The organism is Nocardia sp. NPDC005745 (assembly GCF_040630775.1).
Classification (GTDB): Bacteria; Actinomycetota; Actinomycetes; order Mycobacteriales; family Mycobacteriaceae; genus Nocardia.
The window spans coordinates 122,651-145,078 of the sequence record NZ_JBEXYF010000005.1 but is presented as its reverse complement, the minus strand read 5'-3'; the positions used below and the strand labels follow the sequence as shown (position 1 = coordinate 145,078).

At 66.9% G+C, this 22,428-nt stretch carries 20 protein-coding genes; 13 read left to right on the top strand and 7 right to left on the bottom strand.

The genetic code is table 11. The features are described from left to right. Positions 1–45 precede the first annotated feature (45 nt). Positions 46–2,499, top strand: a complete 2,454-nt coding sequence (locus ABZ420_RS07700; protein WP_357118428.1) for an FHA domain-containing protein — start codon at positions 46–48, stop codon at positions 2,497–2,499. Between the two features lie 305 nt (positions 2,500–2,804). Next, a complete protein-coding gene (locus tag ABZ420_RS07695) occupies positions 2,805–4,280 on the top strand; it encodes a cytosine permease (RefSeq protein WP_357118425.1) in 1,476 nt (491 codons plus the stop codon). A 172-nt stretch (positions 4,281–4,452) separates the two neighbouring features. Here ABZ420_RS07695 and ABZ420_RS07690 read toward each other — a convergent pair whose 3' ends face one another. The 3 genes from ABZ420_RS07690 to ABZ420_RS07680 are packed head-to-tail and all read right to left on the bottom strand — an operon-like array spanning position 4,453 to position 8,171. Then, on the bottom strand, positions 4,453–5,253 hold the full coding sequence (locus ABZ420_RS07690; RefSeq protein ID WP_357118422.1) for a crotonase/enoyl-CoA hydratase family protein: 801 nt from the start codon (positions 5,251–5,253) through the stop codon (positions 4,453–4,455). Beyond that, complete coding sequence (locus ABZ420_RS07685) at positions 5,246–7,396, bottom strand: acetate--CoA ligase family protein (protein ID WP_357118419.1); 2,151 nt, start codon at positions 7,394–7,396, stop codon at positions 5,246–5,248. The genes ABZ420_RS07690 and ABZ420_RS07685 overlap by 8 nt, the downstream gene beginning before the upstream one ends. Before the next feature lies 1 nt (position 7,397). Then, positions 7,398–8,171 carry an enoyl-CoA hydratase/isomerase family protein gene (locus tag ABZ420_RS07680; RefSeq protein WP_357118764.1) on the bottom strand — a complete coding sequence of 258 codons (774 nt, stop codon included), beginning with the start codon at positions 8,169–8,171 and terminating at the stop codon, positions 7,398–7,400. A gap of 159 nt (positions 8,172–8,330) precedes the next feature. Between ABZ420_RS07680 and ABZ420_RS07675 the strand changes: the two genes are divergently transcribed. Next, a complete protein-coding gene (locus ABZ420_RS07675; protein WP_357118416.1) occupies positions 8,331–9,722 on the top strand; it encodes an amino acid permease in 1,392 nt (463 codons plus the stop codon). Positions 9,723–9,739: 17 nt separating this feature from the next. Here ABZ420_RS07675 and ABZ420_RS07670 read toward each other — a convergent pair whose 3' ends face one another. After that, positions 9,740–10,639: a MurR/RpiR family transcriptional regulator gene (locus ABZ420_RS07670; protein ID WP_357118413.1), complete on the bottom strand. Its 900-nt coding sequence runs from the start codon at positions 10,637–10,639 to the stop codon at positions 9,740–9,742. 247 nt (positions 10,640–10,886) lie between these two features. On the opposite strand from ABZ420_RS07670, the gene ABZ420_RS07665 reads away from it, so the two are divergent. The 3 genes from ABZ420_RS07665 to ABZ420_RS07655 are packed head-to-tail and all read left to right on the top strand — an operon-like array spanning position 10,887 to position 12,254. Next, positions 10,887–11,060 carry a CopG family transcriptional regulator gene (locus ABZ420_RS07665; protein ID WP_062970169.1) on the top strand — a complete coding sequence of 58 codons (174 nt, stop codon included), beginning with the start codon at positions 10,887–10,889 and terminating at the stop codon, positions 11,058–11,060. Further along, positions 11,057–11,398, top strand: coding sequence for a VOC family protein (locus ABZ420_RS07660; RefSeq protein ID WP_357118410.1), 342 nt, complete (start codon positions 11,057–11,059; stop codon positions 11,396–11,398). The genes ABZ420_RS07665 and ABZ420_RS07660 overlap by 4 nt, the downstream gene beginning before the upstream one ends. A 4-nt stretch (positions 11,399–11,402) precedes the next feature. Beyond that, on the top strand, positions 11,403–12,254 hold the full coding sequence (locus ABZ420_RS07655; protein WP_357118407.1) for a class I SAM-dependent methyltransferase: 852 nt from the start codon (positions 11,403–11,405) through the stop codon (positions 12,252–12,254). A 170-nt stretch (positions 12,255–12,424) separates the two neighbouring features. Here the strand turns inward: ABZ420_RS07655 and ABZ420_RS07650 are convergent, their stop codons facing one another. Both ABZ420_RS07650 and ABZ420_RS07645 read right to left on the bottom strand, forming a co-directional pair. Further along, positions 12,425–12,922 (bottom strand): hypothetical protein, encoded by a 498-nt coding sequence (locus ABZ420_RS07650; RefSeq protein WP_357118404.1) that lies wholly within the window; start codon positions 12,920–12,922, stop codon positions 12,425–12,427. 90 nt (positions 12,923–13,012) lie between these two features. Continuing rightward, the gene (locus tag ABZ420_RS07645; RefSeq protein ID WP_357118402.1) at positions 13,013–13,708 is read right to left on the bottom strand and encodes an NAD(P)H-binding protein; all 696 of its coding nucleotides are present in this window, start codon (positions 13,706–13,708) and stop codon (positions 13,013–13,015) included. A 589-nt stretch (positions 13,709–14,297) separates the two neighbouring features. On the opposite strand from ABZ420_RS07645, the gene ABZ420_RS07640 reads away from it, so the two are divergent. Both ABZ420_RS07640 and ABZ420_RS07635 read left to right on the top strand, forming a co-directional pair. Beyond that, positions 14,298–14,651 (top strand): YrdB family protein, encoded by a 354-nt coding sequence (locus ABZ420_RS07640; protein ID WP_357118399.1) that lies wholly within the window; start codon positions 14,298–14,300, stop codon positions 14,649–14,651. Between the two features lie 706 nt (positions 14,652–15,357). After that, on the top strand, positions 15,358–16,848 hold the full coding sequence (locus tag ABZ420_RS07635) for a hypothetical protein (RefSeq protein ID WP_357118396.1): 1,491 nt from the start codon (positions 15,358–15,360) through the stop codon (positions 16,846–16,848). A gap of 45 nt (positions 16,849–16,893) precedes the next feature. Here ABZ420_RS07635 and ABZ420_RS07630 read toward each other — a convergent pair whose 3' ends face one another. Continuing rightward, positions 16,894–17,832, bottom strand: coding sequence for an SDR family NAD(P)-dependent oxidoreductase (locus ABZ420_RS07630; protein ID WP_357118394.1), 939 nt, complete (start codon positions 17,830–17,832; stop codon positions 16,894–16,896). 91 nt (positions 17,833–17,923) lie between these two features. On the opposite strand from ABZ420_RS07630, the gene ABZ420_RS07625 reads away from it, so the two are divergent. The 5 genes from ABZ420_RS07625 (at position 17,924) to ABZ420_RS07605 (ending at position 22,425) form a co-directional block, all read left to right on the top strand. Continuing rightward, positions 17,924–18,490, top strand: a complete 567-nt coding sequence (locus ABZ420_RS07625) for a helix-turn-helix domain-containing protein (RefSeq protein WP_357118391.1) — start codon at positions 17,924–17,926, stop codon at positions 18,488–18,490. A gap of 305 nt (positions 18,491–18,795) precedes the next feature. Continuing rightward, a complete protein-coding gene (locus tag ABZ420_RS07620; protein ID WP_357118388.1) occupies positions 18,796–19,440 on the top strand; it encodes an ABC transporter permease in 645 nt (214 codons plus the stop codon). Continuing rightward, positions 19,437–20,711 (top strand): ATP-binding cassette domain-containing protein, encoded by a 1,275-nt coding sequence (locus ABZ420_RS07615; protein WP_357118385.1) that lies wholly within the window; start codon positions 19,437–19,439, stop codon positions 20,709–20,711. The genes ABZ420_RS07620 and ABZ420_RS07615 overlap by 4 nt, the downstream gene beginning before the upstream one ends. Beyond that, positions 20,708–21,445 carry an ABC transporter permease gene (locus tag ABZ420_RS07610; protein WP_357118382.1) on the top strand — a complete coding sequence of 246 codons (738 nt, stop codon included), beginning with the start codon at positions 20,708–20,710 and terminating at the stop codon, positions 21,443–21,445. The genes ABZ420_RS07615 and ABZ420_RS07610 overlap by 4 nt, the downstream gene beginning before the upstream one ends. Next, positions 21,442–22,425, top strand: a complete 984-nt coding sequence (locus ABZ420_RS07605; protein WP_357118379.1) for a glycine betaine ABC transporter substrate-binding protein — start codon at positions 21,442–21,444, stop codon at positions 22,423–22,425. The genes ABZ420_RS07610 and ABZ420_RS07605 overlap by 4 nt, the downstream gene beginning before the upstream one ends. Positions 22,426–22,428 lie beyond the last annotated feature (3 nt).

Sequence of the window (22,428 nt, the reverse complement as noted above, 5' to 3'; positions counted from 1 at the left end):
AACAACTCTTGCGGTGGTAGTACGGCCCGGTCGTATACTCGCAATATGGCGGATGAATCGTCCTCCACCGAATTTCCCGATGCGCCGGTTCTCGTGGTGCAGACCAGGGAACGCGTCTATCGGCTACGTGCCGGGGGCGCATATAATGTCGGCCGGGATCCAGAGGCCGACGTCGTCGTCACCGATCCGCGCGTATCTTCCTTGCATGCCGTTTTGGAACGGGATTCGGAAGGTTGGAAAATCGAGGACGCGGGCAGTCTGAACGGAACCTTTTTCGACGGTCACCGCGTCGAGGAGATGGTGATCGACCACGACGAGACGTTCCAGCTGGGTCACGCCGTCGACGGCGAGCAGTTGGCCTGTTCCTTGGAAGGACAAGACGGGCGGCCAACCCCCGAGGCCGGTGCCGAGGCCGGTGGAGACACGATGCTCGTCCCCGATCCCGGCTACGACCTCGACGACGAAGCCACGGTCACGAAGTTCCTTCCGGGCCTCCCCCGGCGAGTTTCGCCTCCGACCGCCCACCCCACCGCGGTCGTCCGGATCACCGAACCCACGCTCCGGATCGGACGGGCGACCGACAACGACATCGTCACGCCCGACCTCATGGTCTCCCGCCATCACGCCGAGCTGCGCACGATCGGCGCGGGAAAGTACCGGATCGTCGACCTCGACAGCCATAACGGCACCTACGTCAACGGCTCCCGAGTCGAGGCCGCCGACCTCACCGACTTGGATTCGATCGGTCTGGGGCATACCACGTTCCGGCTGGTCGGCGACGAGCTGCGCGAGTCCGTCGACACCGGTGAGGTGTCGGTTTCGGTGCAGAATCTCACGGTACGGACACCGGAAGGCAAAGTGCTCCTGGACGGGGTGGGGTTCCCCATCCCGCAGCGCTCGCTCGTCGGCGTCATCGGGCCGAGCGGGGCGGGCAAGTCGACTCTGCTCGGCGCGGTCACCGGATTGCGGCCCGCGACGGAAGGGACGGTCCGCTACGACGGACGCGACCTGTACACCGATTACGACGAGCTCCGGCACCGGATCGGACTGGTCCCGCAGGAGGACATCCTGCACAACCAGCTTCCGACGCGGCGCGCGCTGCTCTACGCTGCCGAACTGCGCTTCCCCGGTGACACCGGACGTGAGGAGCGCGAGCAGCGGGTCGACGAGGTGCTCGAAGAACTGGGCCTGGCACGGCACGCGGATACCCGCATCGACAAGCTCTCGGGCGGTCAGCGCAAACGGGTGAGCGTCGCACTGGAGTTGCTGACCAAACCGTCGCTGCTGTTCCTCGACGAACCGACCTCCGGTCTGGACCCCGGTCTGGACAAGACGGTCATGGAGATGCTGTCGGAACTGGCACACGACGGACGGACGGTCATCGTCGTCACCCACAGCGTGGCGAACCTCGATTCCTGTGACCGTCTGCTGGTCTTGGTGCCCGGTGGCAAGCTGGCCTATTACGGACCGCCCGCCGAGGGTTTGCAGCAGTTCGGGAAGCGCACCTGGGCCGAGGTCTTCCAGGCATTCGACCGCGATGAGGAGCGCGACTGGGCCGGTGAATTCCGGGCTTCGCCACGCTTCGAGCAGTACGCGGCGGTCGCACCGACCGACGATGTCGGCCCCGCGGAGGTGCGCACACCTGCCCCACCGCCCGCGCCGCAGTCCAAGTTCAGCCAGCTCAGTACGTTGTGCAGGCGATATCTGGCGGTGATCGCCTCGGATCGCAGCTATCTGGCACTACTCGGCGTGATGCCCGTACTGCTGGGCGGCTTGATCGCCGCGGTGCCATCGGGCGAGGGGTTCATCGGGGCGCCGGGAACCAACGTCGATGCCCCGACCAAGCTCATGGTCTTGGCCTTCGCCGCCTGCTTCGTCGGCACCGGCAACTCGATTCGCGAGATCGTCAAGGAGCAGACGATCTACCGCAGAGAACGCGCCGCGGGTTTGTCGGCGGGCGTATATCTGATGTCGAAACTGCTCGTCCTCGGGGTGATCACCACCTTGCAGGCGGCGGTGCTGGTGCTGGTCGGCACGATCGGCGTGAGCATGCCGCCGAAAGGGCTTTTCACCTCCGTCGAGCTGGAGCTGATCCTCGCGATGGCGCTGCTCGGCATCGCGTCACTGGCTCTGGGCTTGCTGGTATCGGTGGCGGTGAACACCTCGGAGAAGACGCTGCCGCTGCTGATCGTGCTCTCCATGGCGCAACTGGTACTCACGGGCGGGCTGGTGCGACTCCCCGGCACACCCGTTCTGGAGCAATTGTCCTACCTCTCGCCGTCCCGCTGGGGATTCGGCGCAGGAGCCGCCACACTCGACCTCGACACCCTCTCACCGCATACGGGCGCACCCGACCCATTGTGGAAGAACACCCTCGGCACCTGGCTCCTCGATATGGGAGTCGTCGCCGGCCTGGGGGCCGTCTTCCTCGCCCTGGCCTGGTACCGCCTGTATCAGTTGCGCCCGCGTCGTCGCGGCGCACGCCGACCGGGGCTCTGACATCCCGGTAGTCGTTCGAAGTGGGAGACGGGCCAAACTACGCCGTCAGTCAATGGCTCGTCGTACAGGTAAAATCAGCGCAGGAGTTCCTCCCGGTACATGATAGAGGTGGCCTCCAGTCGGATACCCCTTCACCTGATCCGTTTCACCGCAGTTCATCGGCCTCCGGCAAGCCGGATAATTTGTCACGTCAATGAAGGTTCCATGCGATCTGTATCACGCCTACACTGAGCCGTTATATAACGGCACGTTATCCAGGTGCGTGTGAACGGCTCGTTCGCCGCCCTCGACGAATGGATATCGACATGGTGGCGGCTTCGGCGAAACCTTCCGACTGGTCCTTCGAGCGCAAAGGCACCGAGTGGGTCGCCGATGAAGAGCGCCGCGGCAAACCCAGGACCCTTTTCTGGCCGTGGGCCGGTACCAGCTGCAATGTGCTCTTGGTTTCATTCGGTCCGTACGTGACGGCGCTCGGTCTCGACTGGCATCTGGCCGCCCTGGCCGCGGCGATCGGCGCGGTCCTTTCCTTCCTGCTGCTGGCTCTGGTGTCGTTGGCCGGACAGCAGGGCGGGGCGGCGACCATGGTGGCCGGTCGGGCGGCGTTCGGATTCCACGGCAACAAGGTCCCGACCTCGATCAGTTATCTGGCGCTGGTCGGGTGGGAGACCTTCTCGGCCGTCCTGGCGACGCTCGCCGCTCGCACCGTGATGCGTCGACTTGCCCCGGCGGCGGATACCAGGCCGCTGATGGTCTTCACTCTCCTCACCGTCATCGTGGTGAGCACGGTGCTCGGAATCTACGGCTGTCACGTGATTCTGCGGATCCAGAAGTGGTTCGCCCTGACCTTCACCGCCCTCACCATCGTCTACATCGCGCTGACCCTGCCCAGGATCTCGTTCGCCACCCACGGCCACGGCGGCCTGGGCACATTCGCGGGCGGAGTCCTGCTGATCGCCAGCTTGCTCGGTCTCAGCTGGGTCAACTGCGCGGCCGACTACACCAGGTATCTCCCTCGCGAGACCAGCAAACGCGCGCTGGTGGGATGGGTCACCTTCGGCGGTACCGCCCCCGCGGTAGTGCTGATGGGATTCGGGACGCTGCTGGCGGCGGGCGATCCGGAAGTCGCGGCACTGGCCGAGACCGATCCGATCAGCGCCTTGTCGGCACATCTGCCCACTTGGTTCCTGGTCCCGTACCTGATCCTGGCGTTGGTCGGCTTCGTGTCCGGCTCCACCATCGGCCTGTACTCCTCAGGGCTCGCGCTGCAGACCTTGGGCGTGCGGATGCCTCGCCACTACACCGTGCTGATCGACGCGGTTCTGATCGCCTGCGCCGGCGGATATGTCGTTTTCGCCGCTCCGGGCTTCTTCGCCCCGTTCCAAGCATTTCTGACCACCACTGCGGTCGTCATGGCCGCCTGGTCCGGGATCTTCGTGGTCGACCTCTGGCAGCGCCGCCGCGTCGGATACGACCGGACAGCGCTGTTCAGTCCGGTCGGCGGCTACGGCGGGGTGAACCGCGCGGGAATCGGCTGTCTCTGCGTGGCGGTGATCGTCGGGTTCGGCCTGATCACTTCCCCCGATCCGCACATCGGCCCACTTCTCGGATATCTGTTCACCCACGCCGCCCGAGCGAGCGGCCTGGGCAGCAGCAACCTCGGCATCTTCGTCGCCCTTGTCCTTGCCGCGCTGGGATACGCGGCACTGCATCGAGTGCGTCCGGTCGTCGAGCCGTCCCTCGACGAGAGCCAGGAAACCGAGCCGGTCCGCGTGGGTGCGTAGACGCGACCCTGGTCGAGCCTTCATCACTCATTGCCGAGGATCAGCTCCGGGCCCGACCGTCGTGCGACAGCGGCATCTCCGGCGCGGTGCCCCCGGTCGTCCGACGGGACCGCGACGAGGCAACGGGTGAGCAACTCTCGTCGCAGCCGGCCGTCGGCCGACCGCCGCTTGCTCATCGGCCCGCGAAACGAGGCGGTCTGCGGTCCAGCATGGCCGAGACGGCCTCGTGGTGGTCCTCGGTATGGTGCGCGACGGCCTGCATCGCCGCCGACAGTTCGAGCAGGCTCTCCAGGCTCTGATGTGCTCCTTCGCGAAGCAGCCGCTTGGTCATCCGCAGGGCTTGCGGCGGATTGGCGCAGACACGCGCGGCCAGCCGGTGGGCCGCGTCCGAGAGAGCACTCGGCTCCACCACCTGGGAGACCAGCCCCCAGTCGAGCGCGGTGACCGCATCGATCGGCTCACCGGTGAAGGCCATCACGCATGCCCTGGCCATGCCGATCGCCCTGGGCAGCAACCAGGCGCCGCCGTCACCGGGGACGAGGCCGACCTTGACGAAGCTCTCGGCGAACACCGCGGTGGTTGCGGCGATCCGCATGTCGCACAGCAGCGCCAGATCGAAACCCGCGCCGATGGCCGGTCCGTTGACGGCAGCGATGGTGGGTACCTCGCAGTGATACAGAGCTTTCGGGATGCGCTGAATGCCGTGCCGGTATTCCTGACGCAGCCGTGCCGGTGCGCCGCCGAACATACCGGTCCGCGCACGCATGTGCTTGACGTTGCCTCCGGAGGAGAACGCCGCCCCCGCACCGGTGAGGATGGCCGCTCGCACACTGTGGTCTCGGTTGGCCGCCGCCACCGCGTCCTCGAGCGCGCTGATGGTGTCGGCATCGGAAATCGGATTGCGCGCTTCCGGGCTGTTCAACGTCCAGACGACGATGTCTCCGGTCCGGGCGATCAAGATCGGGTCATTCATCACGCTCTCCGGATGTTCGCCGGGACAGAACGATGCGCACGTCGACCGGCATGAAGCCACGACCGGACGCGATCACCGGGTTGAGATCGAGTTCGGATATCTCCGGGTGCGTGGCGACGAAATCGCCTATCCGGACGAGCAACCGAGCGAGCTCGGTGCGATCGACCGCGGGCAGATGCCGGTAGCCGTCGAGCATGCGCGAGACGATCGTCTCCTCGATCATTTCGCGGGCTTCCGGTTCGGTGAGCGGGACGGCTCGGAAGGCTACATCGCGCACCGCATCGACCAGCACGCCACCGGTACCGAAGGCCAGCACGGGCCCGAAGATCGGATCGCGTGTGGCGCCGACGAGCAGTTCCACCCCGGTGTCGGCCATGGGGGTCACGATCAAGCCATCGATACGGGCGTCGGGGATCGCGGCACTCACCGAGCCGATGATGGCTTCGGCGTGCTCGGTGGCGTTGGAGGCCACCACGTTCAACCTGACCCCTCCGACGTCCGATTTGTGCACCACCTGCGCGGAGACGACCTTCAGCGCGCACGGTCGGCGGTATGCGGCGACAGCGGCGGCCACCGCATCGATGTCGCGGACGAAAGTCCAGACGCCGAGGTCGACTCCCGCGTCCGCCAGCACTCGCCGGGCGGTCGGCTCGTCGAGAATTCCCGAGCCCGGCAGAGGCGAGGCCGGCGGCGGCAAGATCAGCGAGGATCGCGCGGCATGGTCGGCCATCAGACGGCCACGCCGGTGCAAGGCCACCGCCACTCGCACGGCGTGCTCGATCGAGCTGAGCACAGGTACGCCACCGGCCCGCAGCCGGTCGTGGTTGGCGATGTCCAGACTCGCGTAGCAGCTCTGAACCAGCAGGGGCACGTCGTATTCGATGGAGAGCGCGAGCAGGGCTCCCGCGGTTGCCTCTTCCGCATCGCGCAATCCCGGATCGAATCGAAGGTGGTAGCCACCGTATAAGCCGATGATCAGCACGAGACCGACCGCGGGGTCGCGCATGAGGATTTCGGTGGCCTCGGCGAAGACCATCGGGTCGGCGTCGGTGGCGCCCGCCGCGTCGACCGGGCCGGAGACCGCGGCGGCGGGGCCGAGCAGGTGCCGCAAGTGCTGCCGAGTTCGCTCGCCGAGCCGCGCCGATTCGATACCGTGCGCGGCCAAGGCGTCCGCCGCCAACGCGGCGTGGCCACCGCCGTCGCTGAGGATCGCGACTGTGCGACCAAGGGCGATCGGAGCGCAGGTGGCGAGGGCTCCCGCCACGACCGCGAGTTCGTCGGAGCGGTCGACCAGTTCCACCCCGGCTTGACGCAGTACGGCGGTTGTCACGGCGTCCGAGCCGGCGATTGAGCCGGTGTGCGAGGCCGCTGCGCGACGACCGCCCTCCGAGCGGCCACCGCGCAGCAGGGCGACCGGCGTGCCCGGCACGGTCCGAGCCGCCGCGATCAGGAACGATCGTCCGTCGGTGAAACCCTCGGAGTGGATCGCCACGACACCGGTTTCCGGATGACGGGCGAGTTCGACGAGGCATTCGTCATAGCGGACGTCGGCTTGGTTGCCCAGCCCCACATAGGCGTGAAATCCGGGGCCTTTCAACGCGTGACCGTCGTTCACCAACGACAACAGCATGTTCCCGCTCTGCGTGATGACGCTGATCGGCCCGCGCGGAACATTTTGCAGGCCGACGAGATTGGCGCCCGACGTGAGATTGAGCAGGCCGGAGGTGTTGGGACCGATGACTCGGATGCCGGTGTCGTCGACGGCTGCTGCCAGCGCGGCGGCGAGATCGGCGCCGTCCTCCCCCACCTCGCCGAATCCGTTGGCGAGTACGACCGCGCCGGCGATGCCCGCGGCCGCGCACTCCCGCAGCGCGCCCGGAACGGCTGGGGCGGGCACCGCGATCAGCGCGACATCGGCACCGTACGGAATCTGATCGATCGATGCGCAGACGTCGAGGCCGAGAATCTGCCCGGTCTTCGGGTTGACCGGGTAGACCGGATAGGCGTACCCGGACTCTTGCAGGGCGCGGATGGCCTGGTAGCCGCGCTTCGCCGGGTTGGCGGACGCGCCGACCACGACGATGGAACGGGGGTCCAGCAGCCGCTCCAGGGCAGTGCGGGCCGGGGTGTCGAGTGTGGTCACGTCACTTTCCTTCGAAGACGGGAATGCGACGTTGGGCGAATGCCGCCACGCCCTCGGCCCAGTCCCGGGTCGCCATCAATTCCAGGATCTGGCGCGGCTCGGTGGCGAGCGCGACTTCGAGGGAATCGTCGCGGCGCAGCGCGGCCTTCATCCGCGCCAGTGACAAAGGCGCCTTGCCCGCCAACGATTCGGCGAGGCCGCGCGCCGCATCGAGGAGGACATCTCCAGGGACGGTCGCGTAGGCCAAGCCCCAGTCGAACGCTTGTGCGCCCGTGCAGCGCTCACCGAGGATGAGCAGATCGGTGGCCCGGCGCAGACCGATCAACCGGGGTAGCCGATGAGTGACGCCACCCCCGACGAATGTGCCGATGGCGACCTCCGGGAAACCGAGCTGCGCGTCCTCGGCCATGACGAGAAAATCCGCGCTGACCGCGATTTCGGCACCGGCACCGAGTGCGTAACCACCGACGGCGGCGATCACGGGCGTGTCCATGCGCTGGATCTGTTCGCACGCCCGCTGGGCGAGGTCGAGGTAGCGCGCTTGCTCGGTAGGCGTGCGCGTGCCGAAGCGGTGCGCCTTCAGGTCAGCGCCCGCACAGAACGCGCGGCCCGCCCCGTGAAGTATCACGCAGCGCACCGCCGGGTCGGAATCGGCGACGACGAGATGGCCGATCAACGCTTCGTAGAGCTCTTCGCTGACTGCGTTGAGCCGCTCCGGGCGATTCAACGTCAGCGTCGCTGTGCTACCGGACCTGCTCACCAGCACCGTGGACATCTCACTCACTTCCTCCTGCTCGGGATCACGGCCACACTATGCCATAACGTTTGCATTCCCATGGCTGAGTGCAATTTAGATTGCACTCAACGGGTGGCAGGTGTTGCATCACCGACCGACAGTTACCCGGGTCACAGCCCACGGTCCTTGGGAGGCATCGTGCCCACCACAATCCCCCTCGGGGGAAATCTGAAGCACAGCATCAACACTCGCCAGCTGACGATGATCGGAATCGGCGGCGTCATCGGCGCGGGATTGTTCGTCGGCAGCGGTAAGGCGATCGCGGCCGCCGGACCGGGCATCATCCTGGCCTATCTGCTCACCGGCCTCGTTGTCATCCTGGTGATGCGCATGCTGGCCGAGCTGTCCACGACCAGTCCGGAGACCGGCTCGTTCTCGAGCTACGCCTCCCGCGAACTCGGGCCATGGGCCGGGCTGTCGGTCGGGTGGGTGTACAGCTACCACTGGTGCGTGACAGTTGCTTTCGAGGCCATCGCCGGTGGCGCGATCGCCAATCAGCTGTGCCCCGCACTGCCCACGTGGGCCTTCGCCCTCCTCTTCCTGAGCGTTCTGACCGGAGTCAATCTGGCCGCGGTGAGTTCATTCGCACGCTTCGAGTTTTGGTTCGCCCTGATCAAGGTCACCGCGATCGTCGTCTTCATCGGCATCGGCGTCGCGGCGATCTGCGGGGCGTTCCCCGATTACACCGCACCGGGGACAGCGAACCTGCTGGGACGGGGTGGCCTGTTACCCAATGGATTGGCTCCCCTGTCGGCCGCGTCGCTGACGGTCTTCTTCTCCTATTTCGGCACCGAACTGGTCACCATCGCCGCGGGCGAGGCCGCCGATCCGGTCCATGCGGTGCGGGCGAGCATGCGCAGCGTCGCCGGGCGCATCCTCATCTTCTATGTGGGCTCGATGCTGGTCGTCGTGACGTTGCTGCCTTGGGACAGCGCCGAGATCACCGAGAGTCCGTACACCGCGGTGCTGAATCAACTCGGCATCCCCGGCGCGCGGACCATCATGAACGCGATCGTCCTCACCGCGGTGCTGTCGTGCCTGAACTCGGGGCTCTACTCTGCCTCACGTATGTTGTTCGCGCTGGCACAACGCGGAGAGGGACCACGACCGCTGGGCCGCGTCACCCGATCCGGCGTGCCCGCCACCGGGGTTCTCGCCGCCGCCTGCGCCGGATTCCTGGCGGTGGCCGCGAACTACTTCCTACCCACCGGAGCAGTCTTCAGCTTCCTGCTCAGCTCTTCCGGTGCCGTCGCGGTGATCGTCTACCTGTGCATCTGCGCTACCTACATTGCGAGTCGGCGCCATCGTGCCGCGGCATCCGCTGCGCCGCCGGTGCGGATGTGGGGCGCCGCCTATCTGCCACACCTAATCTTGATCACGCTGGTGGGCATCGTGGCGGGGATGGCATTCGGATCCGATACCCGTACACCGCTGGCGCTGACCGCCGCGGTAACGACCCTGGCCGTGGCCGCGGGCCTGCTGCACCAGCGCCACGCCGCCAAGGCCGCGGCGATGATACCCGCGAAATAATCGGCGCCGGAACGGGATCAGACGCCATCGGCGGTGTATACACCGAATTCGCTCAACAGTTTCTCCTCTTCCAGCAGCGTCTCGCGCACCTCGTGGCCGAGCAGATGCGCTACCGCACCGCACATCGCCTGGACGATCGAAGTGAAGGCGGTCATCGAACGCAACACACTCGCACTCGACGCCTCGACATAGATGGTCTGGTGCGCCGCTGCCGCCAGCGGCGAGACCGGGGTGTCGGTCAAAGCCACCACGTGCGCACCACGCCGGCGTGCCCACTGCGCCGCGCGGACCGTATCCGCGCTGTAGCGATGAATCGAGATCGCCACGAAGCAGTCCCCCGAGCGAACGCGACGCAGTTCGTCGGTCAGCGCTCCCCCGGTCCCCGTCACGGTCGCCACGTCCTCTCGCAGGAGACCCAGCAGATAGCCCAGCAGATACGCGGGTGCGTGACATTTGCGCAGACCCATCACGTGCACGCGCGGCGCGCGCGCCAACTGGGCGGCCACCGCTTCCCATGTGGCATCCGCGATGCCGGCGAAAGAGCGGGCGATATTCGCCCGGTCCAGGGCCACCTGGTTCTCCCGCAGGCCACCGCCCCGCGCCACCATGTGTTCGAGGTTGTCCAAACGGCGCAGCAACTGCGCCTGCTCCTGCAGCCGCTCCTGGCACAGCCGGGCCAGACCGGGAAAACCCTTGAGCCCCATACCGCTCGCGAAGCGCACCACTGTCGCCTCGTTGACGCCGACCGCACTCGCCAGATCGGACACGGTCATGAACGCCACCGCCTCGGGATCCGACAGCACCCGCTCGGCCAGCTTCTTGTGCGAAACCGACAGCGAACCCCACCTGGCGCGGATCTCGGTCACAAGATCGTCGAACGCCACCGGACCCGTCGCCGACTCCGCATCCGCGCCCACCGCGCCTCCTTCATCACCTCGACGACCCGGAATTCTTCTCAATCTATCCGACCGAGCCGACCGCGTCCTCCGGCCCGATCCCTGACCTTTCCCGATCCGGAGGAGCCGCGGACCGGTGCGATACGGCCCGCTGAACGTCAGTCCGATCGACATCGGGGCACCTGGGGCGAACCCCTGGCTTCGTGATGAGCGCACGATCGGCACTGAAACCATGGCGAATAGCATGCTAGCTTGCTAGCATTGCTCCATGGGCGAGGAAGTGAAGCAGTTCAACGTCTATCTGCCGGTCGAGTTGATCAAGCAGGTCAAGTACCGGGCGATCGAGTCGGAGATGTCGTTGTCGGCGCTGGTCACCGACGCGCTGCGCGCCTACCTCGCCGACGAGCACCCGCAGTCACCGTCTGGAGAGGATCGACAATGACGACCGAGGGCATCGAGGCCGTATTCCTGGAGACCCACAACTGGGGCAGGATGGCGAAATTCCTGCAGGGTTTAGGTTTCGCCGTGGAGTTCGAGACCGATCACCACTCCGGCCGATTCCGCAACGGCGACGGCCCTTACGTCTTCGTCGCCGAGGTCCCGCCGACGCAGCAATCGCGCACCCAACTGGTGCTGAAGGTTCCGAGTTCGCAAGAATCTCCGGGCGACGGCGTGGAGATCGTCACCGGCTTCGAACCGACCCACTACGGCACCCAGGAGATGACCGTCCGCGACCCGGACGGGCGGCTGTGGAGCCTGCAGGCGCCGGGCGAGGAGTGAGGCATTGGCACACGAGACGCTCACGCCGGACAGCACCGCCGTCCGGGTGGCACTGTGGCGTGCCCTGCACGTCCTAAACGACCCGCCCCCGCACGTGTTCGACGATCTCACCGGTCTGCGCCTGGCCGCGCCCGAGGAGGGCTGGCGGCACCGGCCCGACATGGATCCGCAGACCACCGCACCGATGCGCGCAGGCATCGTGTCCCGCGCTCGCTTCCTGGAGGATTTCCTCGCCGAGCAAGCCGAACGCGGCGTGGATCAGTACGTCGTGCTCGGCGCGGGGCTGGACACCTTCGCCCAGCGCAGGCCCGACCTCGCCGCACGGTTCACCGTCTTCGAGGTCGATCAGCCCGGCCCCCAGGCGTGGAAACGGCAGCGTCTCACCGAACTCGGTTTCGACATCCCGCCGTGGCTGCGGCTGGTACCGGTCGATTTCGAGGTGGACGCGTGGTGGCGGCGGCTGATCGAGGCCGGCTTCGACCCCACTCGCCCAGCCCTGGTCGCCTCCGCCGGCGTCTCGATGTACCTCACCCGCGAGGCGAACATCGCGACGCTGCGAGAACTTTCGCAGCTCGCGGCGGGTTCCACCCTGGCCACGACGTTCCTGCTGCCCCTCGAACTCGTCGACGCCGACGAGCAGCGACTACGCCGGTTCGCCGAAGAGGGCGCCCGCCGGTCCGGCACCCCGTTCCTCAGCTTCTTCCGGCCCGAGGAGTTGGTGAAGCTGGCCGAAGACGCCGGCTTCGCCGCCGCCCGGCACATCTCCTCCGCCGAGCTGACCACCCGCTACTTCGCCGACCGGACCGACGGCCTGCGGCCGGCCGAATCGGAGCAGATCGTCATCGCGACAACTTGATCGGCACCAACCGACCCCGATGAACAGCATCGGATCGGAGTTCGAGTCGGCATTTCACAGCTCCCGATGAGTTCTCGGACTCCGATCCGACGTGAACGGCGCTATGTCCCGCAGCGAGCGACGGCCTCGAATTCCACCGCACGGTTCGAGTTCACCAACGGGTGCTGTGATCAGCTGATTTCGACTTGCGCCCCGTCGGTGAAGCTGTGCCCCTTGGCGACATAGGTAATGCCGGGGCCTTTCGGCAGTCCCCCGATGCAGGTGACGCCCGCGTAACTGATGCGGGTGCCCTGATACACCTTCCCCTCCGGACGAGGCACGTCGGTGATCCACCGGCTGCCCGGACGACCGTGTGCGCCGGCCGATCCGAAGGTCGGATGCGCGGGAAGGAACGGGATGTCGATCGCGACATCGGAGATCGGGACGATGCCCCACAGCGTATGGCCGGGCGGAAGGTCGCAGCCCACATCACCATTCGGGTGGATGGCACAGTTGGACGCCCCGAGCCACCCGGAGAAGTACACCGTGTCACCGACCATGAAATCCGCCGGGTCGGCCTCGATCAGATTGGGATTGTTCACGTCCGGCGTCGCCGAGGCCACAGCGGTGCCGGTCAGCGTGACCGCCACGGCGGCGACGGCCGTGCCGAGGAATGTACGTGTGTTCATGATCACGACCTTAGACTCGTCGCACGCGAGCGCGGATCGCGCCGACCATCATGTCTCCGCGTACAGCGCCATCCGCGACGCTCCCATGCTTCATCTGTTGGCGAGCGCTTCGCCGCGGATCCACTGGAGCAAGGTCGGGTTGTCGTCGGTGGTGACGACGCTGACGGTGGCCCGGAGGTGATGGTCGTCGTCCAGCAGGGCCAGCATGCTCGCGGCCAGGTCCACACGGGCGGTGAACCTGCTGTCGGCGTGGCCGTCCACGATGGTGTAGTCGGTGACCGATGGCAGGTGGTAGAGCCCGCTCGGGCGCACGATCGTCCAGTCCAGATCGCTGGCGCGGACCAGCGCTTCCATCCGCCGCATGTCGTCGTACAGCGTCTTGCCCAGCACCCGCGTCACGTAGGGCAGCAGTATCCGGTTGAACAGGAACCCCCCGTCGGAGTACGAGTGCGGCTCGACCCCACTCGAGCTGACCACGGCCAGCCGGCGGACCCGGTGCCGATCCATCGCGGCGACGATATTGGCCACACCGCGCGAATAGGTGGTGATCGGTTCTTTCCCGGCGGGCACTCCGAGCGTCGACAGCACCGCGTCCCGCCCGGCCACTACGGCGTCGACGGCCGCCGGATCGAGCACGTCGGCACCCGCCACCTCGAGCCGATCATGCCGCAGCGGAGAGGAATCCGGCTGCCGGGTGACCGCGGTGACCTGATGACCGGCGGCCAGCGCCTGTCCGGTGAGCAGGCGGCCGGTGGGACCATTCGCTCCGAAGACCGTGATACGCATGTCGACTGTCCTTTCCTGGTTTCCACACTTATTGCAAACGTCCAGGAAGCTGCGGGCAGCGGGCCGAGCACCTGCGCCACTAGTTGGTCGGCGAGCCATATACCTCCGGCCCACGTCTACTGACTGCACGTCAGCCTTTCCGAGTAACTGGACGACCACTAGACGCCTGCCGCACCGCCCACGTAACAGGGCGGTCGTATGACGTGCGTCACCGGTACTCCGCCCCGCACAGCGGCGGCGAAGGGCGATCGTCGCGGTGGCCGCCTGATTCCGATGACCGGGCGGCCCCCGGCATGGATCGGTGCCGCGTCCGACACAGGCTGGTCGGACAGCCCGGGTAACCCCTAGGCGCTCATCGTGTCGGCATGGACCAGGTGCGTCCCCGAATCCACCGCGGTAGCGGGGCGGATGCCGTGGGAGGCCAGTAACTCTGTCGCGGAATGGTCGGCGCTCCCAACGAAACCGAAGAGCCATCGCGGATTTCGTCCGCCGGCCCTGTGCTCGGCTCGGACCCGACCGACGCTTGACCTGCCGCCCATCAAATGAGAGCATTGCTCTTTAGAAAGAGCGGTAGTCACTGGAGGTAGCTATGTTCAGCACTGTCAAAGCGCTCAATGCCGTCCTGATGTTCTTCCTGGAACTGAGCGTGCTGGCGAGTGCCGGATACTGGGGTTTCACCGTGAATGCGCAGTGGCCGATCAAGGTGGCGGCGGACATCGGCGCGCCGGTGCTCCTGGCGGTGCTGTGGGGGCTGTTCGCAGCCGGCGGCGGGACCAATGCCACCTTCCCGCTGCACGGCCCAGCTCGGATGCTCTTCGAACTGGCGTGGTTCGGCGCCGGTGCGGTGGCACTCTACGGCGCCACGTCCCTGCCGCCTGCCGCCATCCTGTTCGCCTGCTATCTCGTCAACGGCGTACTGCGCCTCGCGTGGAATCAGGTGTAGTCCCGATGGCCGGGCCACGGCCGGAATATCTGGTGCGCTCCACAATTCGTCCGCTCTTCGATTGGATGTTGGAATATATTCCACGAATCGCAATTAGTGGCGTGTATCACGTTACCGCTCCGGCGGGCCGGCGATGTCGATCCAGTTCTCGCGAAAGATGTAGAGGCCTATGACCGCGGCCGCCGACCATTACGATCATCTGCTCGCCGAGCATTACACCTTTATGGTGGGCGGAGACATCGAGGCTCGACTACATCGATGCGGACACGGTTCTGGTCCACGACCTGCTGCACGACCGGCGCGGTTTCGTAGGCGCTTCGACCGTCGTTGACAGCCGGTGGGGGTCGCCTTATGTTCATCGCGCCGACATGGAATGTGCCGGTGATACAGCTGCTCCGCTGTCGTGACGAGAGGTCGTCGATGTCGGCACAATCGTTGACGAGCCCCGGTCGGTTCGGCAGACATCGTGACGGTGTTCTGCGTTTCCTGAAATCCGGCATGGTGTCCATCGCGCTGGTCGTCGCGATCGCGGCGCCGAGTGCGTCGGCGCAGCCGAACGGGCCGGAACGTACCGAGACAGCGGTCGCTTCCTCATCACCGATCACATCGGTAATGGAATCCGTTGTAACCCTCCGAATTCCCTTGCCGGAGTCGGTCGGGCCGCATCCAGCCGCCTGCGACCGGCTGTCGTATCTGCGCTACCGGGATGCCGCGGGCCCGGCCCGCTCGGCGGACGCCGACGCCGTTCTGGTGGCGCAACCGGGGGATCTTCGAAGGCGCGGGCGCGTTCGACAGCGTCGCGCGCAACACCGTTGCCGCGGCGGCGAAGCAGGGCAGGCATCTGGAGTTCTGGGCATTGGATCGTCGCTCCAACTGCTTGGAGGACCATCTCGGCATGCGGGCCGGTCTCGCATCGCGCGACGCGCACCTCGCGATCGACTACTACTATCGCGGCGCCGATATCGACGGCCGCCGCTTCGGCGGCGTGGTGCCGAACGAGCAGCTCGGGTGGCTCGGTCGAGTCGGTGTGGCGCAAACGGTGCAGGACCAATACGATCTGCTCACCGCCGAACTGCCGGATCCGGCATCGCGCAAGCGAAAGACGCTGTGCGGTGGTCATTCCCTGGGCGGAGTCCTCACCGCGTTCTTCGCCGAATGGGATTTCGGCGGTGTCGCGGGCGCCGACCAGTGCGCCGGTTATTTCGCCCTCGACTCCTCGATAGACACCTCGCTGTCCGCCCTCAACGGCATCCCCGACATCCTCGACCTCTCCGTCGGCGGCATCGGCTCCGCCGCGGCCGAGGCGGCGCTCGACGGCGGTGTGATCCCCCGCGTACTGGCCCTGCCCGCGGTCATCAATCCGGAGACGATGAACCTGCTCGGCATCGCGGGGCTGGCCGCGTATCTCGCGCCCGATACCGAATCCGATCTGGCGGCTTACGTTCCCAGCAGCCTCAACCAGGAAGCCACCTACCGCGTCCTTGTGTCGCGGAATGTGGCGGCCGCCGCCACCGGCTCGCCGTCGGTGCGCGACTTCCGGATCACCAATGCCGCCGCGCTCGGAGCGTTCCTCGACGCCAACTCTCAGCCGCTGGCGCTGCTGCAAGCCGGATTCGGCTTCTTCGACGGCGGCACCGTAGTGGACAAGGACTTCCCGCTTCCCGGTGACGTCGCCGCGGTCCCCGCACTGCGTGGCCTCACCGGCATGTTGTTCGGCCCGGATCGCAAAGCCATCCCGGATCAGCCGAACGGCCCCCTGTACACCTGGCGCGACTACGACGACCCGGCCGTGGCCGCGGGCGCGGCCGACCGCCACGGCGTACCGTTCACCGACGCCACCCATGAAGTCACCGACATCGCGGATCTCTCGCGCAGCCTGGCGGCGCAACCGCTGGACTTCACCGAGTGGTATTTCCCGATGAGACTCGCGTTCGACGTCTTCCAGTCGCAGGCACCCGAGCTCACGCGCCACCGCACGCACCTCGGCGGCATCTTCGCCAATCCGACCATCAACCTGATCGGCGGCGCCGGGGTGGTGGTCGCGGCCGGGGCGCGTGGTCACGGCGAGACGGTGACCGCCCCCGGCTACCACCACATCGACGTGCTCACCGCCGCCGCGAGACAATCCGGCGGGCAACCGGAGATCATCTCCACCAATCTGGCCCGCTTCGCCCTCGAACGCGTCGATCGGCCCTGATCCCCAGCGCCCTGCCCGCAGCATTCAGCCGCCGAAAGCGTGGCCTCAGGCGAACAGCATCTCGCTCGATACCCGCCACAGCCGGGCGGCGGCGTCGGGATCGAGCGCGTACGCGGCGACCCCGTTGCGGGCGCTGAGCACGCCGACCTCGGCTTCGCCGCAGTCCTCGAAGTAGCGCCCCCCGACGCCATCGAGCAAGGGCGACGTCGCGACCAGAACGGATGTGGCCGCGCCCTGCTCCGGCGTCTTCCACATCATGCGCGCCCCGCCCGCGGCAGCTCGGAGCTGCGCGAGTTCCTCGTCGGAAACGTGGCGCTGCAGATTGGTGCGGATTCCGCCGGGCATCAGCGCGTTGACCGTGATGCCGTCTTCGGCCCATAGCCGGGTCCCTTCCACGGCGAACAGCACGTTGGCCGTCTTGGACTGGCCGTAGGCAGACCACGGATCATAGGGGCGGCGCTCGAAATGGATGTCGTCGAAGACGACCGGTGACCGGTGATGCGCACTGGAACTGACCGACACGACGCGCGCGCCGCCCGCCGCGGCCAGTGCCCTGTGCAGGCCGGTGGCCAGCGCGAAGTGGCCGAGGTGGTTGGTGGCGAACTGCATCTCCCATCCCTGCGGTGTGCGCGTCAGCGGCGCGGCCATCACACCGGCGTTGTTGATCAGCATGTGCAGCGGTCCATCCCATCCGGCCACGAACGCCGCGACGGACGCCTGATCGGACAGATCGAGCGAAGCGACCAGCACCCGCTCGTTACCGGTGGCGCCGGCGATGTCCGCCGCGGTGCGTCGCCCCGCTTCGAGGTTGCGGACCGCGAGGGTCACCTCGGCACCGGCCCCGGCCAACGCCCGCGCGGTCTCGATGCCGATTCCGGACGAGCCGCCGGTGACGATGGCCCGCCGCCCGGTGAGGTCGATGCCCGCGATCACCTCCGCGGCGGTCGATTCGGCGGTGAACGGGGTGATGATTCGGTCGGTCATGACAGGTCCCATCTCGGTAGACTCGAACCGGAGGACACTCCGGTACTCCCTGTAACCGGAGGTGCCTCCGCTTTGTTCCCGGGAGGACTCGATGACATCCGCACGCCCGCTGCGCGCCGACGCGCGACGCAACCGAGACCGGTTGCTCGAGGTCGCCGTGCGCGCGTTCTCCCACGAGGGACCAGAGGTCACGCTCGAAGCCATCGCCAGAGAAGCGGGCGTCGGCATCGGCACGCTGTACCGCCACTTCCCCACCCGCGAGACGCTCATCGACGCCGCCTACCGCAACGAACTCGCTCGGCTGTGCGATTCGGTCGGCGATCTCTTGACCGCCCTCCCGCCGGACCAGGCGTTGCGCACGTGGATGGACCGTTTCGTCGACTACATGACCGCCAAACGCGGGATGGGCGACGCCCTGCGGGCACTGATCGCCTCCGGTGGCAACCCGTTCTCCGAAAGCCGCGACCGCCTGACCGCCGCGGTCGCCACCCTGCTCCGAGCCGGAGCGTCGGCCGGAACGCTGCGGTCGGACGTCGCACCCGACGACGTGCTCGTCGGCCTCAGCGGCGTCTCGCTCGCCACCGAGAACGCGGAACGCCGGGAACAGGCGGGCCGCCTGCTCGACCTGCTCGTCGACGGCTTACGTCCCCGCCCCTGAGCCCCGGCAGCCCGGCAGCCCGGACACTGCACCGAATCCCCCGCATGGTTTCTCGCTGAAGTCGCCTATTTCGATCCGGGTGACCGTAATGCTGGCCGGGCCGTGGTGAGCGTGGTTTTCTCTGAGCCGATCGTCGGGTTCGAGCGAAAGGCTCTGTGATGAATGACCGTGTTATCCGGCGATTCGCCCTCCGCGCGCCGAAGGGAATCGAACGCGCGGTATCGATTACTCTTTGACGGCTCGCGCCCCCGGACGACCGATCGCAGACAGGTACGGCCTGATCTTCGGCTGACGATGGGAATCCCGTGAATCTATGGAACTACATCCGAGGGCGGGGCGAAGTTCTTGCGTTCCTCACATATCAGCATGCCTCCCTGGCGTTCCAGACGGTCTTGGTCGGAACGATTGTCGCCATCCTCGTCGCGGTGGCCGTGTATCGGCTCCCGCTGTTGTCCGCGCTTTCGCTGACCTCCAGCCGGGTGGCGCTGACGATTCCCTCGCTGGCACTGCTGGCGATCCTGCTGGTCCCATTCGGACTGGGTGTGGTCCCGTCCTTCGTGATGCTCGCGTTCTTCGCGGCATTACCGGTGATCGGCAACGCGATCGTGGGTTTGCGGTCGGTGCCCGCCTCGGTCGTCGAATCCGCGCGCGGGATCGGCTTTTCGCGATGGCGCATTCTGCTGACCGTCGAATTGCCGATCGCCTGGCCGGTGATCCTCACCGGGATCAGGGTGTCCACCCAGATGATCGTGGGTGTCGCCGCCATCGTCGCCTATGTCCTCGGACCGGGCCTCGGATCGCTGATCTTCAACGGCCTTTCCCGCCTCGGCGGCGCGAACGCCCTGGAGATGGCGCTGACCGGCACCATCCTCATCGTCATCATCGCGCTGGTGTTCGACGCGCTCCTCGTCCTGCTCGGACGCCTCACGATCGCAAAGGGACTGTCATGACCGACGATGTGACCAGTCAGCCCGCACCGGAGCGCAACGTCACCGGTGCGTCCATCCAGCTGGACTCGGTCGTCAAGCGCTACAAGGGCCAGCAGAAGCCTGCGGTGGAGCGTCTCGACCTGGAGATCGAGGCGGGCGGCATCGTCGCGTTCGTCGGCCCGTCCGGGTGTGGCAAGACGACCACACTGAAGATGATCAACCGGCTGATCGAGCCGACCGAGGGCCGGATCTTCATCGGCGGCCGCGACGTCACCAGGGAGGACCCCGACAAGCTGCGGCAGTCGATCGGGTATGTGATCCAGTCCGGTGGCCTGTTCCCCCATTGGACGGTCGCCAAGAACGTCGGCGCCATCCCGCGGGTGCTGGGGTGGGACAAGAAGCGGATCGCCGAACGCACCGAGTACCTGCTCGATCTGGTCGGTCTCGACCCGGGCACCTTCGCCGACCGGCTGCCGAAGGACATGTCCGGCGGCCAGCAGCAGCGGGTCGGCGTCGCGCGCGCACTCGCGGCGGACCCGCCGGTGCTGCTCATGGACGAGCCCTTCGGCGCGGTCGACCCGATCACCCGGGTTCGCCTGCAGGACAGCTTGATCGCGATCCAGCACGAACTCGGAAAGACCATCGTGCTGGTCACCCACGACTTCGAGGAGGCGACCAAGCTCGGCGACAAGGTGCTCATCCTGTCCGAGGGGGGTCACGTCGAGCAGTACGCGAGCCCCGAGGAGATCCTCACCGATCCGGCCACGCCGTTCGTGGAGGAGTTCGTGGGCTCCGGCGCGAAGCTGGCGTATCTGACCGTGTCCCGGGTGCGCGACGTCGCCTACGACGAGGTGATCACCGCTCGCGTCGGCGAGTCGGCGCACAGCGTGATCGAGCGCGCGAAGGCCGCCGGACAGACCTGGGTGGTCGTCGTCGACGAGGCCGGACGGCCGCGGTCGTGGCCCTCGCTCGGCGAGCTGGCGACCAAACCGGAGGTCTCCGACTACCTCGATCGGCGATTGCCCGTCGTCGCACGATCCTCGACCCTCAACGACGCGCTCGACGCCATGCTCGCCACCAGCCAGGGCGCCGCGCTCGTGACGGACGGTCGCGGCGCGGTCCTCGGCTCGCTCGGCATCGGCACGGTCACGGAGGTGATCCGGAACAAGCTCGCCGAGGGGCGCGCCGACGAGGAGGACCTCTCCTACACGACCTACGTCGACGGAACCGACCCGGCGCCGACCCCGGTGGTCGCCGCCGACGACGAACCCGGATCGGCCGGGCCGTCATGAGCCGCCTGCGCCGCGTCCCGCTCGACGTGTGGTTCGAACCGATCATCATCCTCGTCATCGGTGTCGGATACGTCATCTGGTATCGCTCGACCACGTTCACGCCGACGGAGAAGGCGTCCCTCGAATGGGCCAACCTCCAGACCACGATTCTTCAGCACGTGAAGTTGACCGTGGTGGCCACGGTGATCGTGGTGGTCGTCGCGATCCCGCTGGGCATCGCGCTGACCCGGCCCGCGTTCCAGCGGCTCGAGCCCATCGCCGTCAACATCGCCAATGTCGGCCAGGCCGCACCTGCCGTCGGCCTGCTCGTCTTGTTCACCTTCTGGCTGGGCACCGGATTCCGCACGGCGATCGTCGGTCTCGTCGTGTACGCGGTGCTGCCGATCCTGCAGAACACGATCGTCGGGCTTCGGCAGGTCGATCAGCGCACGATCGAGGCGTCGCGGGGCATCGGTTATTCCGCTTCGCGAACCCTGTTCCAGGTCGAGCTGCCGCTCGCGGTGCCGGTGATCCTCAACGGGGTGCGCACCGCGCTGGTGATCCTGGTCGGCACCGCGACGCTGAGCACGTTCATCGGCGCGACCAGCCTCGGCACGCTGATCACGACCGGGGTCACCCTCTTCCTGCCGAAACTGCTCGTCTCCGGCGCGGTTCTGGTCGGGCTCCTGGCCTTGCTCATCGACTGGCTCGGCAGACTGGTGGAACTGGCCGCGACCCCACGGGGTATCTCATGAGATCGCCACGAGCACGAGTGGTCACGGTGCTGTCCGCGCTCGTCGCAGCCGCGATGCTCGCCGGGTGCGGCCTGGTGAGCTCATCGGGAACCTTCCACGACGCGCGTCTGCCGGACGGTGCGCGGCCGCTGGACGGGGCGAAGCTGGTCGTCACCTCGAAGAGCTTCACCGAGGGCGTGTTGCTGGGCAAGATCACCGCGACGTACCTGGCCGCGGCGGGCGCGGACGTCACCGACCTGACCGGGGCGCCGGGTTCCGCCTCGTCTCGGCAGGCCCAGCTCAACGGTGACGCCGACGTGCTCTGGGAGTACACCGGCACCGGCTGGGTCAACTATCACAACCAGACCGAGACGATCTCGGACCCGCACGAACTCTGGCAGCGCGTCCACGACGTCGAGAAGCGCGACCACGACCTGGAGTGGCTGCCGCCCGCCGAGTTCAACGACACCTACGCGTTCGGCGCGTCGACGCCGACCGCGGAACGCCTGAAGGTCCGGTCGCTGTCGGACGTGGCGGCGCTCCCGGTCCCCGATCGGACGTTCTGCGTCGACGACGAATTCTTCAGCCGCTCGGACGGTTTCATTCCGATGCTGCGGAAGTACGGGATTCCCTACAACGATCCGAACGGCGTGCCGTTGGGCAACGTCACCCGGATGGACGCCGGTGTCGTCTACACGGCCACGGCCAAGAGCTCCCCGTGCAATTTCGGCATGATCTACACCACCGACGGCCGGGTGAAGAACCTGAATCTGGTCGTGCTCGACGACGACGAGAAGTTCTTCCTGCCCTACAGCGGCACAGCGGTCGTGCGCGGCGCGATCATCGACCGCTATCCGCAGTTACGCACTCTGCTCGGAACAATTTCCGAGCACCTCACCGACGAACTGATGCAGGACCTCAACGGCCGCGTCGACATCGATGGTGAGGATCCGGCCGACGTCGCTTACGACTGGCTGAAGAGCGAGAAGCTGATCCGGTAAGAA